The following is a 13,631-nucleotide window of genomic DNA, read 5'->3' as shown; positions in this document are numbered from 1 at the left end:
GCGTCGACAGTGTCCGCCCGGGTGAGAGCGAGGCATCGATGAGCCCCGATGGAACCAAGGTACTGGGGGATCTGGACAGGCTTCCGGACTGCGAGCCCCGGGGGTTGCAGGCGTGGTTCGACAAGGGCGAGATGATCATCAAGGCCCAGACCCACAGGCTGGGGTCCGGCACGCCGTCCAAGGCGCCCAACCTGCGTGAGTTGCTGCGCAAGGAGGGAATCACCAAGCCCGAGGATCGGTCGAAGATGGTCGATGAATACAACAATTACAAGGACGAGATAGACAAGGCCACCAAGGGAATCCATCAGAAGGACGACGACATCGCGCTCCGTACCGATGGGGTCGGTGAGGTCGTGAAGAACGCATACGGGGCCATCGACACCTCGGTGAAGGAGCTCAACGGGAAGGTCCAGGCCGCCCACAAGATCGAGAAAGAGGACGTGGTCGACGCCAACGGGAAACAGCTGACGGACAGGAACGGCAAGGTCCGGAAGAAGTTGCCCCGGTCGATGGTCGACAAGCTCTTCAACGGTCTCTGGGAAACGTTGGACACCACGTACAAGCAGGTCAGCGGAATCTCGGATCGAGTGGCGGCCGAGGCGGTCAGAATTCGCAAGGAAGCGCCGGAGGTGCCGCCCTCGGGCAACAATAGCAATGGCGGCAGTGGTGCTGGTGGCGGAGGCGGCATTCAGCAGGCGGGATACCAGGACTCAGGAGGCGGCGGCGATGCTGGTGGACCCGGCGCGCCGAGCGGAGATCTGAAGTCCGGAAAGGCCCACGAGACCGCGATGGCCATGATGCAATACCTCATCAAGCATCACAAATTCACACCGGCGCAAGCAGCGGGCATTGTCGCGAACGCTTGGCACGAGTCGAGGTTCAACGTCAATGCCGGAGGTGACCATGTCAGGGACAAAAATGATCCGCAGAAGAAAATACCAACTGCCCACGGCCTGTTCCAGTGGCGTTTCAACCGGCACACCGGGTTCAAGAACCACGCGGCCAATTCGGAATACGGCGAGGGCGACTGGCGAACCCATCTCGATTACATGGTCAAGGAACTGCGCGGCGGCGGGTATCAGGCCGCCAATAACATCGTGAACTCGAACCCGGACAACCCCCGCGCCGTGGCAGCGGGTTTCGACAAGCACTACGAGAAGAGCGCCGGACTGAGTACCGGCAGTCGGATGGCGGATGCGGACGAACTGCTGAAGTCCTACAACAGCAAGTCCGCAACCGCCGCCGCCTAGGCTCTCACCTTCAATCGACGAGGACGATATCGGCCCCGCTGAACAGCAGGTCGGCCGCGCGCCTGCGCGGCGACGAGGCGCCCGGCAGCAGGCGGGCGGAGGGCCGGAGTTCGAAGAGTTCGCGCAGGAACACCTCGATCGCCAGCTGCGCCAATTGTTTACCGGGGCAGACGTGTCGGCCGAAACCGAAGGTCAGCGGAAGTTTCCCCGGACTGTGCAGATCGAGCGGATTCGCGAATGCCGCCGGGTCGCGATTGGCGGCGGCGAACATCACCAGGACCGGACCCTGCGGCAGCGTCGTCCCGCTGCGCAGCGTCACGGGATGCACGACGGTGCGCTTCCATGCCACCAGGCCCGGGTCGAGTTGCAGCGTCTTGGCCGTCACCCGGGCCGCGTCGGACCGGTCGGCGAGTAACCCCCACCAGGAACGATCCGGATCTCGCAGCATGCGCTGCACGCCCTGCTGAATACTGCCGCTGACGGTATGTACGCCCGCGGCAAGCGAATTCGCCACGGCGGAGACGGCGACCCGACGCGGGATTCCCGCGGCACTGAGCCTGGCCGGAAACCCCTCCGCCCCACCGCGTTCGACGGCACCGGCGCTCACGGTGAACAACCGGCCCAGCGCGCCGACCGCATCGGCCAGTTCGCGGCCGCGCAGGTGCCGTCCGAGCAATCCCGACTGCGCGCCGCTCCACTCCGACACCCGGGGCCAGTGCTCGGTCGGCAGGCCGACCGCCTCGCCGATGACCCGGGTGGCGTAGGCGACCGACAGGGCGGTCACGTCGAGGGGACCGTCCGGCACCTGGAAGTCGTGCAGCGCGCGATGGAAGTGCTCGGTCAGGCCCTCGGTTCGGCGCTGTCGCTCGCTCGCGGGCACCGTGAAATGCCCCGCCGGGCCCGCCATGGTCTCCCACACCTTCTTGTGCATGACCGCGTCGGTCGAATCCGCGGTCGCCTTCGCGGGCAACGGAATCAGATGACGGCACAGATGGCCGACGGCGCGCGGATTGGTCGCGATACGGCCGAAACCGACCAGCGGCTGCAGCGAATTCGTGTTGGAGATCCCCGGATCGGCCGCCTCCAGCAGCTCGCGCACGTCGTCGTAGCGCCAGACCATGCGCAGCCCGCTGGGGTGCCGGTAGGTCGGTTCGGGCCAGCGGTGCAGCCACCGATAGCGTTGGTCGCGTTCGGCGAAGGTCAGCTGATTGGGTGTCAGCCGCGCGAACGGGAACTCCCTCGTCTCCGGCCGCCGCGGTACTCGCTGCAGATCGGTCATCGGTCTCGTCCTGCCGTGCTGCGGGCCTACAGGAATTCGGCGAGCACGGTGTCGAACCGTTCCGGCTCCTCGGCGAACGGCACGTGGCCACTGTGCTCGAACGGCACCGCCCGGGCCTGCGGCAGCCCCGCCGCCAGCCAGTCGTCGAGCGGTCCGGGGAATATCTTGCTCTGTACACCGTAGATCAGCAAGGTCGGGACGGTGACCGCGGGCAGCACCGGCCGCAGATCGGCATAGGCCATGTCGTACCAGATGGCCGCGGCGGCCGAGGTCGGCATCTTGGTCGTCTCCGCGTACACGGCGTCGATGGCCTCGGGAGGCGGTGTCTCGGCGAAACATGCCGCGATGAACGGTTTGATCACCGCGGGGCGCGCATGGTGCAGCCCCTGGACGAACACCGCGATATCGGATTCGGTGTACCCGCCCTGCAAGGGGAAGTCCCAGCCCGGCGCGCCCAGGAAGCGCGGGGACTGATCGACGAAGACCGTGGATCGCAAACGCCCGCAACCGAACTGGCGAACGTAGGCGAGGATCACCGCGACGCCCATCGACCAGCCCGCCAGGCATACGTCGTCGAGCCCGAGATGGTCGAGCAGGCTGTCGATATCGCGGGCGTACTGCGCCAGGGTGTGGCCGTCATCGGACTTCCCGGAGTTCCCGTGCCCGCGCAGGTCCACGGTGATCACCCGGTTGCCCTCGGCCAGCGCGGGCACATTCTGCGCGAAGAACGTGGAGTTCATCGTCCACCCGTGAATGAACACCACGGCCGGACCGGCACCGTGATCCTCGTAGTACATCGGTACGCCGTCCGGCAGCTCCACGTACGCCACTGCTGACCTCCACCTCGTGCGAATGTGTTGCCAAGGCACTGTGGCGCGGCCGCGGGCCCGTGACCACTCGGCCGACGGGGGTTGCAATGACGTTGCGGCCGAGGCGATTGCGCCACACGATGTCGGCGGCCTACGCTCCATGCCATCGCCAGCAACGACTCCGCGCACAGATACGTGGCCGAGGCCCGGGACGACCTGCTTGCCGAGGGACGGGCACGGCAGGTGCGTACCGATGTGCGTGCGTCGTGGGATCGTGCGCGCCGCCGGGGGCTGCACCCCGACCGCCACGTCCCGCAGGTCGTGCTGACCGACGACGATCTGCGCGAGCTTCGAGCGACCGGCCCGATGGGCACCGTCCTGCCGACGCTGCTGACCTCCCTGGACGCCGCGGCGTCGGAACCCGGGCACATTCTGTTCGTCGGCGATGCGCGCGGGCACCTGCTGTGGGTGCGGGGTGATGCCTCGACCCGCCGGGCGGCGGAACGCGCCAATCTGGTCTCCGGGGCGCGGTGGAGCGAGGCGGGCGCGGGCACCAACGGCGTCGGTACCGCGCTGGCCCTGGGCCGCCCGTTCCAGGTGCGTGGCGCCGAGCACTACCTGTCGCTCGCCATGGAGTACACCTGCACGGCGGCGCCGATTCGGGACCCGGCGACGGGGGAGTTGGTCGGCGTGGTCGACGTCACCTGCCGCCGCCGCGACGCGCGTGCGCTGGCGCTGCCCCTGGTAACCGCGGCGGCCCGGCTCGCCGAGGCGCACCTCGCCGACCTGTACCGGCGGCGCGATGCCGAGGCTCGCGCCCGCTATGCCGACCGGATCTCCGCTCGCTCGCCCGACCGCAACGCGCTGGTGTCGGCGGACGGGCGGGTACTGCATGCCGAACCGAGGGGCTGGCTGCCGCCGAGGTGGCAGGGGCCGCTCACCGAGGGACCGGCGACGCTGCCCGACGGCCGCCCCGTCATCGTCGAACGCCTCTCGCGCACAGGCATGTTCGCGGTCCGCGCGCCGCGCCGCGGTGCCCTCGACGCCCCGGCCGCTCACGTCACCGCGCTGGGCCTGGACCGTGCGATGCTCACCCTCGACGGAGCCACGCACCGGTTGAGCGTCCGCCACAGTGAGCTGGTCGTGCTGCTGCTCGCGCATCCCGAGGGCCTCACCGCCGCCGCCCTCGCCGAGCAGGTCTACGGATCCGGCGGCAAGGTCGTCACCGTCCGCGCCGAACTCGCCCGGCTGCGACGAATACTCGGATATCGGTTGAGCGCCAACCCTTATCGTCTCGATCCCGCCGTCAGCGCGGACTTTCAGCATCGCGGCGAGCAGCCCGACGAGCGCGCCCTGCTCCCCGGCTCGCGCGCGCCCGGAATCCTCCGCCTGCGCGCCGCCCTCGGCGCACTGCGCTGATCTTCCAGGCCGAGCCCCGTGTGTCTGTCACCGCACGGTGTTCGCAAGCTGTGACCGGGTGCGGGACGGCCGGGCCGCGGTGTGCGGGTCTGACGTGCGACGATGTCTGTGGCCCGCCGAGGTGAGTGGGGGATGGAGGAACGGCACGTGCGATATGTCAACCTCAACGCGACGGTGGGTGGGCTGACGGGGGTTATCAGCCCGACGGAGTATCTGAACCGGCTTCCCTCGTTCGTCGAGTCGCTGCCCGTAGGCGCTCGAGCGTTCGCGGCGGATGCGGAGCACTACGACTTCCACGGCAAGCGGTGCGTGAAGGACCTGAAACTCGAGTTCGTCGAATCACGCGGCGGCGAAACCGAACTGCGGTTTCGGCACAACTGCTGGAAGCACGAGGAAGACCTGCACATTCGCTATGTGGGCGTATCCGGCTTCGAGATCGACGCTCCCGGCGGCGCCGAGTGGCGCAACCTCGGCGACGTGATCCTGGACGAGATCCTGCCCGCCGCGGTCGGCTGCACCCACGAGATCGCCTTCCGCCCGGGAACACTCACCGTGGCCTGTCGCGACCTGACGGCCACCTGGGTGGACGCCGATTGCCCCGAGAAGCCCTAGCCCGATGAATTTCGGGCGCCCGGGGCGTCTACCCGTTATGAGGAAACTGATCTACCCGTTCGGTGTGTCCCTGGACGGCTACGTCAACGACCGCGACGGCACTATCGACTGGACCGACCCGGACGACGAATTGCACCAGTTCCACAACGATCGCTTCCGGGCGCTCGAGATCTCGCTGCACGGGCGGCGCATGTACGAGCTGATGGCCGAATACTGGCCGCACGTGGCCGAGGACGCGCCGCCCATCGAGCGTGAGTTCGCCACGCTGTGGACGGAGAAGCCGAAGGTCGTCTTCTCCCGCACGCTGTCCGAGGTCCACTGGAACAGCACGCTGGTCAGCGAGAACGCCGTCGAGGAGGTCCGCAGGCTCAAGGCCGGGGGCGACGGCGTCATGGAGGTCGGCGGCGCGATTCTCGCGGCCTCGCTGATACCGCACGGGCTCATCGACGAGTACCACATGTTCGTGTGCCCCGTGGTGCTCGGCGGCGGCACGCCGATGTTCCCGCCGCTGGACAAGCGCATTCGGGTCCGGCTCGCCGAGACGCGGCAGTTCAAGACCGCGGTGCTGCAGCGCTATCTCGCCGACTGAGGGAGAAGTAGTCCGACTGGCGCGACTGCGTGGTCGCGGCGAGGATGCGGGCCACCTCGTCGCTTCCGTCGGCGAGCGGGGCCACCGTGACCCGGACTGCCTGGGGGTGCCTGCCGCGGGTGTCGGTGCAGAACGGGCCGCCGGGCGCCACACGAATTCCGTTGGCCGCCAAGTGAACCAGCGTGGTCCGCTCGTCGGTGACCGGCACCCAGACGTTGAGCCCCTCGCCGTCGCCGACCGGTGCGCCGTGGTGGCGCAGGGCGTCGACGAAGGCCCGGCGGCGGATGCGGTACTGCTCGCGGGCGTTGTCGACCGCGCGGGTGGCGGTGGCGTCGCGCAGCAGTTCGTAGAGCAGCCGCTGCAGAATTCGCGGCGTCCATCCCGGTCCCAGCATGCGCGTGGCGACGACCCGGTCGATCACCTGCTCGGGCCCGGACAGCGCCGCGATCCGCAGATCGGGGCCGTGTGATTTGGAGTAGCTGCGCACATGCAGCACCTGATCCGGCAGCCACCGGCCGATGCTCAGATCCGCGGTCGGCACGATGCGGCCCGAGTGATCGTCCTCGACGATCATGCAGCGGTGGTCGCTGCGGCGCAGGATCTCCGCCAGCTCCCGGATCCGCTCGGCGGTCATCGAGGCGCCGGTGGGGTTCTGGGCCCGCGGCTGGATGATCGCGGCGGCCGGGGCCAGGGCGAGGGCCTGCTCGAAGTCGTCCGGGAGCACGCCCTGCTCGTCCAACGCCACCGGAACAGGTTGGGCGCCAATGGATTCCAGATAGTCCAGGAAATGCGGAAAGGTCGGGTTCTCCACGATCACCCGGTCGCCGTAGCGGACCACGGCCCGCAGCCCGCGCGCGACCGCGTCCATCGCCCCGTCGACCACCGTGAGCCCGCCCGAGGTGGTCGGCCAGTCGGCCTGCAGCAGGCGCCCGAGTTCGGGAACCACCGGCGCCTGGTGATAGTCGGTGGGTTCGGCGCTGAGCGCGACGTGCGCGAGCAGCGGCCCCAGCTCGGGCAGCAGGGCCGGGTCCGGCGTGCCCAGCGACAGATCCAGCCGGGCGTCTCCGGTATCGGTGACCATCCGCGCGGTGCGCGCCGGGGCCGGTCGGTGCTCGGAGGACTCCGGCTCGGCGACGAAAGTGCCACTGCGGCCGCGTGATACGACCAGCCCGGCCTGCGCGAGCGCCTTCCATCCGTGACTCACCGTCGCCGGGCTGACGCCCAGCTGACCCGACAGTTCCCGCACCGTCGGCAGCCGGTCGCCGGGTCGCAGCTCGCCGCTGCGGATCATCCGGGCGATGGCACCGGCGATGCCTGCCGGGGTCGGGTCATCGATCTGTATCGGTCTGCTCATTTCCGCCTCGGGGATCGGTGTAGCAGGTTTACACTTCCGGCACTCGCTGAAATATTCAGGAAATGTTCACCATAAAGAATAACAAAATCGAGCGAGGCAGGAGATCCACTGGTGACCACGATCAAGGCAGCCATCACCCAGGCCACATGGACCGGAGACAAGGAGTCCATGCTGGCCAAGCATGAGAAGTTCGTCGAGACCGCCGCCGCCGCGGGCGTGCAGGTGATCTGCTTCCAGGAGCTGTTCTACGGGCCGTACTTCGGAAATGTTCAGGACAAGAAGTACTACGAGTACGCCGAATCCGTCCCCGGGCCGACCACCGCGCGCTTCGCCGAGCTGGCACGCAGGCACAACATGGTGATCGTGCTGCCGGTGTACGAGGAGGAGCAGCCCGGCGTGCTGTACAACACCGCCGCGGTGATCGATGCCGACGGCAGCTACCTGGGCAAATACCGTAAGCATCACATCCCGCACCTGCCGAGCTTCTGGGAGAAGTTCTACTTCCGGCCCGGCAATCTCGGTTATCCGGTGTTCGACACCGCGGTCGGCAAGGTCGGCGTCTACATCTGCTACGACCGGCACTTCCCGGAGGGCTGGCGCGCCCTCGGGCTGGGTGGCGCCGAGCTGGTGTTCAACCCGTCGGCGACGAAACCCGGTCTGTCCAACCGGCTCTGGGAGCTGGAGCAGCCCGCCGCGGCGGCGGCCAATCAGTACTTCATCGCGGCGAACAACCGGATCGGCACGGAGAGCGACGAATTCGGGGACGCGGCCGTGACCTTCTACGGCAGTTCGTATTTCGTGGATCCGCGCGGCAACTACGTCGGCGAGGTCGCCTCCACGGACACCGAGGAGCTGGTCGTCCGCGAGATCGACCTGAACGTGGTCCGCGAGGTGCGCGGCGACTGGCAGTTCTACCGCGACCGCCGCCCCGACTCCTACGACGCCATCGTCGCACCCTGACCAGCTGGAGGAAAGACGCAGTATGGCAACAACTTTGATCACCGGGGGCACGGTCGTCTCGGCGACCGGCAGGGGCGCGGCAGACATCCTGGTCGACGGCGAGCGCATCGTCGCGCTGCTGGAGCCGGGGTCCACCGTGCTCGGCGCGAACCTCGCCGAGACCGCCGACACCGTCATCGACGCCACCGGCAAGTACGTCGTCCCGGGCGGTATCGACGCGCACACCCACATGTCGATGCCGTTCGGGGGCACCACCGCCGCAGACGATTTCGAGACCGGCACCCGGGCCGCGGCCTGGGGCGGCACCACCACGATCATCGACTTCGCGGTGCAGAAGTTCGGCGAGCGCCTGCAGGACAGCCTGCAGACCTGGCACGAGATGGCCGCCGGGCAGTGCGCGATCGACTACGGCTTCCACCAGATCGTGGGCGACGTCGACAAGGCCTCGCTGCAGGCGCTGCGGGACCTGCCCGGCGAGGGCATCACCAGCTTCAAGCTGTTCATGGCCTATCCGGGCGTGTTCTACAGTGACGACGCGCAGATCCTGCGGGCCATGCAGGTCGGCGCCGACACGGGCCTGATGACGATGATGCACGCCGAGAACGGGCCCGCCATCGACGTTCTCGTGAGTCAGCTGCTCGAGCAGGGCAAGACCGATCCCTACTACCACGGCATCGCGCGGGCCTGGCAGCTCGAGGAGGAGGCGACGCACCGGGCGATCATGCTCGCCGATCTGACCGGCGCCCCACTGTATGTCGTGCACGTGTCCGCGAAACAGGCCGTGGCGCAGCTCGCCTCGGCGCGCGACCGCGGGCGCAACGTGTTCGGGGAGACCTGCCCGCAGTATCTGTACCTGTCGCTGGAGGATCAGCTCGGCGCGCCCGGCTTCGAGGGCGCCAAGTGGGTGTGCTCGACGCCGCTGCGATCCAAGCACGAGCACCATCAGGACCATATGTGGCAGGCGTTGCGCACCAACGACGTTCAGATGGTCGCCACCGATCACTGCCCGTTCTGCATGAAGGGGCAGAAGGATATGGGCGTCGGTGACTTCTCCAAGATCCCCAACGGCATCGGTTCGGTCGAGCACCGCATGGACCTGATGTACCAGGGCGTGGTGGACGGCAAGATCACCCTGGAGCGCTGGGTCGAGATCACCTCCACCACCCCGGCGCGCATGTTCGGGCTCTACGGCCGCAAGGGCGTGCTCGCGCCCGGCGCCGACGCCGACATCGTCGTCTACGACCCGGACGGGCACACCTCGATCGGGCTGGGCAAGACCCACCACATGAACATGGACCACTCCGCCTGGGAGGGCTACGAGATCGACGGCCGCGTCGACACGGTGCTCTCGCGGGGCAAGGTCGTCGTCGGCGGCGGGGAGTACCTCGGCCGCAAGGGCGACGGGCGGTTCGTCCGCCGCGATCCCTGCCAGTACCTCATCTAGGAGACACGCATGCAATTCGGAGCGGTGCTGCAGTGCGACGCGCCCTCGGCGCGCACGGTACATCTGGCGAAACTCGCTGAGGCACACGGCTTCAGCCACGTGTGGACCTTCGATTCACACATCCTGTGGCAGGAGCCGTATGTGCTCTACAGCCGAATCCTGAACGAGACCAAGCGGATCACGGTCGGACCGATGGTGACCAATCCCGCGACCCGGGACTGGGCGGTGACCGCCTCCACTTACGCGACCTTGAACGAGGCGTACGGCAACCGCACCATCTGCGGTATCGGCCGGGGCGATTCGGCGGTGCGGGTCGGCGGCGGGCGGCCGACCACCCTGGCGACGCTGCGCGAATCAATCAGGGTAATCAGGTAATTGGCCAACTCGCGGCCGGTGGAATGCGACGGCCGGGTGCTGCAGTTCCCGTGGAGTGTCGGCTCGACGCTGGACGTGTGGGTGGCCGCCTACGGGCCGAAGGCCCTGGCGCTCACCGGCGAGGTCGCGGACGGGTTCATTCTGCAGCTGGCCGATCTCGATATCGCCGAGTGGATGATCCGCACGGTCAAGGAGGCGGCGGCCGCGGCGGGACGCGACCCGAGCGCGGTGAAGATCTGTGTCGCGGCGCCGATGTACGTCGGCACCGACCTGAAGCACATGCGCGATCAATGCCGCTGGTTCGGCGGCATGGTCGGCAATCACGTCGCCGACATCGTGGCCCGCTACGGCACCGACGGCGATATCCCGCAGGCCCTGACCGACTACATCGCGGGCCGCGAGGGCTACGACTACAACCAGCACGGCCGCGCGGGAAACACCCACGCCGACTTCGTCTCCGACGACATCGTCGACCGCTTCTGCGTCCTCGGCACCCCCGAAGACCACCTCGCCAAGCTCCGCCGCCTCGCCGACCTGGGCGTCGACCAGTTCGCGGGTTACCTGCAGCACGACAACAAGGAGGAGACCCTGCGCGTTTACGGCGAGTCCATCATTCCCCAACTGGCACCGTCGATCGCCGCGACGACGGTGACGGCCTGAGCCGAGGATGACAGGAGACAGCATGACGAGCACACAGATTGACCTGGACGCGCGTGCCTATGAGCTGGATCGCGCGCACGTCTTTCATTCCTGGTCGGCGCAAGGGGCGTTGGATCCGTTGGTGATCGCGGGGGGCAAGGGGACCCGGGTGTGGGACCATGCCGGACGGGAGTATCTCGATTTCGCCAGTCAGATGGTGAATGTCAATGTCGGGCACCAGCATCCGGCGGTAACGGCGGCCATCGCCGCGCAGGCGGCGCAGCTGACCACCATCGCCCCGGCGACGGCCAACCTGGCCAGAGGCGAAGCCGCGCAGCGGATCACCGCGCTCGCGCCGGACGGATTCGACAAGGTGTTCTTCACCAACGGCGGTGCCGACGCCAACGAGAACGCCATCCGGATGGCGCGCCTGCACACCGGGCGCGACAAGGTGCTCTCGACATACCGTTCCTACCACGGCAATACGGGCGCCGCGGTGGTGGCGACCGGCGACTGGCGGCGCATGCCGAACGAGTACGCGCGCGGGCACGTCCATTTCTTCGGCCCGTACCTCTACCGCAGCGAGTTCTGGTCGCAGTCACCCGAGCAGGAGTGCGAGCGTGCCCTGCACCATCTCGAGCGCGTCGTGCAATGCGAAGGGCCACAACGCATTGCGGCGATCCTGCTGGAGAGCGTGCCGGGCACCGCGGGCATCCTGGTGCCCCCGCCGGGCTATCTGGCCGGTGTCCGCGAGATCGCCGACCGGTACGGCATCGTGCTGATCCTCGACGAGGTCATGTCCGGATTCGGGCGCTGCGGCCGCTGGTTCGCGTTCGAGGGCCACGACGTGGTGCCCGACCTCATCACCTTCGCCAAGGGCGTGAACTCCGGCTATGTCCCGGTCGGCGGCGTCATCGTCTCCGAGGCCGTGGCAAGGACTTTCGACGACACCGTGTTCCCCGGCGGCCTCACCTACAGCGGACATCCCCTGGCCTGTGCCTCGATCGTGGCCGCGCTCGACGCCATGGCCGAGGAGCGGATCGTGGAGAACGCCGAGCGCATCGGGCGAGAGGCGATCGCCCCCGCCCTGACGGCGCTGGCACAGGATTGCCCGGTGATCGGCGAGGTGCGCGGCGAAGGGGTGTTCTGGGCCGTCGAACTGGTCGCCGACCGCGAGACCCGGGAACCCTTGCCCGCCACCACGATGGCGCGCATCAAGTCCGAACTGGTGGCCCGCGGCGTGCTGCCGTTCGGGGCCGACAACCGCATTCACGTGGTGCCGCCGTGCGTGGTGACCGCCGACGAGGTGGACACCGCGATGCGGGCGTTGCGCGAAGTACTGACCGCTCTGTGATCGAAGATGCTGTGAAGGAGAGTGAGACGACGATGACGTCGACAACCACCGACATTCTGGACCACTGGGTCGACGGCAAGCCCTGGGCGGGCGAATCCGACCGTGTGGCACCGGTTTTCGATCCGGCGCTCGGGACGCAACAGCGCACGGTGCGGATGGCCACCGCGGGCGACGTCGGCGCGGCGGTCGCCTCTGCCGCCGCGGCCCTGCCCGCCTGGCGCGATGCCTCGGTCGCCACCCGCAGCCGCTTCCTGCTGACCTTCCGCGAGTTGCTCAACGCCCGCAAGGACGAACTCGCGCAGATCCTCACCGCCGAGCACGGCAAGGTGCTCAGCGACGCCGCGGGCGAGATCGCGCGCGGCCTCGAGGTCGTCGAGTTCGCCCTGTCCATGCCGCATCTCACCAAGGGCGAGTTCAGCCAGAACGCCTCCACCGGCGTGGATGTGTACTCGGTGCGGGAGCCGGTGGGCGTGGTCGGGATCATCACCCCGTTCAACTTCCCGGCCATGGTGCCGCTGTGGTTCTTCCCGATCGCGATCGCGGCCGGAAACACCGTGGTGCTCAAGCCGAGTGAGAAGGATCCCTCGGCCTCGAATTGGCTTGCGGCCCTTGCGATCGAGGCGGGGCTACCGGCGGGCGTGCTGAATGTGGTACACGGCGACAAGGAGGCGGTCGACGCACTACTGGTGCATCCGGACGTGGCCGCGATCTCGTTCGTCGGCTCGACGCCGATCGCGCGCTATGTCTATCGGACCGCCGCCGCGCACGACAAGCGCGTGCAGGCCCTGGGCGGCGCGAAGAACCACATGCTGGTGCTGCCCGACGCCGACCTGGATCTGGCGGCCGATGCCGCGGTGAACGCCGGATTCGGCTCGGCGGGGGAGCGGTGCATGGCGGTCAGTGTGGTGCTGGCCGTGGATTCCGTCGCCGACGAACTGGTCGCGAAGATCGCCGAGCGCATGGGCGGCCTGCGCACCGGCGACGGCCGCCGCGGCTGCGATATGGGCCCGCTGATCACCCGCGCGCACCGCGACGCGGTGGCCGGGTACCTCGACGTGGCCGCCCGCGACGGCGCCGACATCGTGGTCGACGGGCGCGCCGTCCAGCCGGACGGCGCGGCGGACGGATTCTGGCTGGGCCCCACCCTGATCGACAACGTCCCGACCGGCTCGCAGGTGTATCGCGACGAGATCTTCGGCCCGGTGCTGTCGGTGGTGCGGGTCGGCGGCTTCGAGCAGGGCGTGGAATTGATCAATGCGTCACCGTACGGAAACGGCGTCGCCATCTTCACCAATGACGGTGGCGCTGCACGACGGTTCCAGCGGCAGGTGACCGTCGGGATGATCGGAGTCAACGTGCCCATCCCGGTTCCGGTGGCCTATCACAGTTTCGGCGGTTGGAAGGCGTCGATCTTCGGCGACGCCAAGGCCTACGGGCCCGCGGGCTTCGCCTTCTTCACCCGCGAGAAGGCCGTGACGTCGCGCTGGCTGGACCCCAGCCACGGCGGCATCAACCTCGGATTCCCGCAAAACAGTTAGAGAACAAGG

The 13,631-nt window shown here is 68.2% G+C and carries 11 protein-coding genes and 1 pseudogene; 9 read left to right on the top strand and 3 right to left on the bottom strand.

Going from position 1 to position 13,631, the window contains the following annotated elements; translation table 11 throughout:
• Nucleotides 1-38: 38 nt before the first annotated feature.
• Nucleotides 39-1,250: a phage tail tip lysozyme gene (locus tag QH290_RS25530; RefSeq protein ID WP_280385641.1), complete on the top strand. Its 1,212-nt coding sequence runs from the start codon at nucleotides 39-41 to the stop codon at nucleotides 1,248-1,250.
• 10 nt (nucleotides 1,251-1,260) lie between these two features.
• On the opposite strand, the gene QH290_RS25525 is transcribed toward QH290_RS25530, so the two are convergent.
• Both QH290_RS25525 and QH290_RS25520 read right to left on the bottom strand, forming a co-directional pair.
• A complete protein-coding gene (locus QH290_RS25525) occupies nucleotides 1,261-2,529 on the bottom strand; it encodes a cytochrome P450 family protein (protein WP_280385639.1) in 1,269 nt (422 codons plus the stop codon).
• Nucleotides 2,530-2,555: 26 nt separating this feature from the next.
• On the bottom strand, nucleotides 2,556-3,359 hold the full coding sequence (locus tag QH290_RS25520) for an alpha/beta fold hydrolase (RefSeq protein ID WP_280385637.1): 804 nt from the start codon (nucleotides 3,357-3,359) through the stop codon (nucleotides 2,556-2,558).
• Nucleotides 3,360-3,533: 174 nt separating this feature from the next.
• On the opposite strand from QH290_RS25520, the gene QH290_RS25515 reads away from it, so the two are divergent.
• The 3 genes from QH290_RS25515 (at nucleotide 3,534) to QH290_RS25505 (ending at nucleotide 5,958) form a co-directional block, all read left to right on the top strand.
• Nucleotides 3,534-4,757, top strand: a complete 1,224-nt coding sequence (locus QH290_RS25515) for a GAF domain-containing protein (RefSeq protein ID WP_280385634.1) — start codon at nucleotides 3,534-3,536, stop codon at nucleotides 4,755-4,757.
• 147 nt (nucleotides 4,758-4,904) lie between these two features.
• On the top strand, nucleotides 4,905-5,369 hold the full coding sequence (locus QH290_RS25510) for a hypothetical protein (RefSeq protein WP_280385633.1): 465 nt from the start codon (nucleotides 4,905-4,907) through the stop codon (nucleotides 5,367-5,369).
• Nucleotides 5,370-5,406: 37 nt separating this feature from the next.
• Nucleotides 5,407-5,958, top strand: coding sequence for a dihydrofolate reductase family protein (locus QH290_RS25505; RefSeq protein WP_280266924.1), 552 nt, complete (start codon nucleotides 5,407-5,409; stop codon nucleotides 5,956-5,958).
• Here the strand turns inward: QH290_RS25505 and QH290_RS25500 are convergent.
• Nucleotides 5,921-7,312: an aminotransferase-like domain-containing protein gene (locus QH290_RS25500; RefSeq protein ID WP_280385631.1), complete on the bottom strand. Its 1,392-nt coding sequence runs from the start codon at nucleotides 7,310-7,312 to the stop codon at nucleotides 5,921-5,923. The two genes, QH290_RS25505 and QH290_RS25500, sit on opposite strands and share 38 nt — an antisense overlap.
• 111 nt (nucleotides 7,313-7,423) lie before the next feature.
• On the opposite strand from QH290_RS25500, the gene QH290_RS25495 reads away from it, so the two are divergent.
• The 5 genes and pseudogenes from QH290_RS25495 to QH290_RS25475 all read left to right on the top strand — a co-directional run bounded on the left by QH290_RS25495 (nucleotide 7,424) and on the right by QH290_RS25475 (nucleotide 13,622).
• A complete protein-coding gene (locus QH290_RS25495; protein ID WP_280385629.1) occupies nucleotides 7,424-8,272 on the top strand; it encodes a nitrilase-related carbon-nitrogen hydrolase in 849 nt (282 codons plus the stop codon).
• A 22-nt stretch (nucleotides 8,273-8,294) separates the two neighbouring features.
• A complete protein-coding gene (hydA, locus tag QH290_RS25490) occupies nucleotides 8,295-9,716 on the top strand; it encodes a dihydropyrimidinase (protein WP_280385627.1) in 1,422 nt (473 codons plus the stop codon).
• A 9-nt stretch (nucleotides 9,717-9,725) separates the two neighbouring features.
• Nucleotides 9,726-10,751: pseudogene (locus QH290_RS25485) on the top strand (TIGR03842 family LLM class F420-dependent oxidoreductase).
• A gap of 22 nt (nucleotides 10,752-10,773) precedes the next feature.
• Nucleotides 10,774-12,084: an aspartate aminotransferase family protein gene (locus tag QH290_RS25480; RefSeq protein ID WP_280385625.1), complete on the top strand. Its 1,311-nt coding sequence runs from the start codon at nucleotides 10,774-10,776 to the stop codon at nucleotides 12,082-12,084.
• Nucleotides 12,085-12,116: 32 nt separating this feature from the next.
• Complete coding sequence (locus QH290_RS25475) at nucleotides 12,117-13,622, top strand: CoA-acylating methylmalonate-semialdehyde dehydrogenase (RefSeq protein ID WP_280266918.1); 1,506 nt, start codon at nucleotides 12,117-12,119, stop codon at nucleotides 13,620-13,622.
• The last annotated feature ends 9 nt before the right edge of the window (nucleotides 13,623-13,631 follow it).

Source organism: Nocardia wallacei (assembly GCF_029869545.1).
In the GTDB taxonomy this organism is placed as follows: Bacteria; Actinomycetota; Actinomycetes; order Mycobacteriales; family Mycobacteriaceae; genus Nocardia; species Nocardia wallacei_A.
The sequence above is the reverse complement of the archived record's forward strand: the minus strand, read 5'-3'. Positions and strand labels throughout refer to the sequence as shown.

Bases quoted from the DNA above. Each gene is read 5' to 3' on its own strand.
- QH290_RS25530 (WP_280385641.1), top strand. From the start codon at position 39: ATGAGCCCCGATGGAACCAAGGTACTGGGGGATCTGGACAGGCTTCCG.
- QH290_RS25525 (WP_280385639.1), bottom strand. From the start codon at position 2,529: ATGACCGATCTGCAGCGAGTACCGCGGCGGCCGGAGACGAGGGAGTTC.
- QH290_RS25505 (WP_280266924.1), top strand. From the start codon at position 5,407: ATGAGGAAACTGATCTACCCGTTCGGTGTGTCCCTGGACGGCTACGTC.
- QH290_RS25500 (WP_280385631.1), bottom strand. From the start codon at position 7,312: ATGAGCAGACCGATACAGATCGATGACCCGACCCCGGCAGGCATCGCC.
- hydA (WP_280385627.1), top strand. From the start codon at position 8,295: ATGGCAACAACTTTGATCACCGGGGGCACGGTCGTCTCGGCGACCGGC.
- QH290_RS25480 (WP_280385625.1), top strand. From the start codon at position 10,774: ATGACGAGCACACAGATTGACCTGGACGCGCGTGCCTATGAGCTGGAT.
- QH290_RS25475 (WP_280266918.1), top strand. From the start codon at position 12,117: ATGACGTCGACAACCACCGACATTCTGGACCACTGGGTCGACGGCAAG.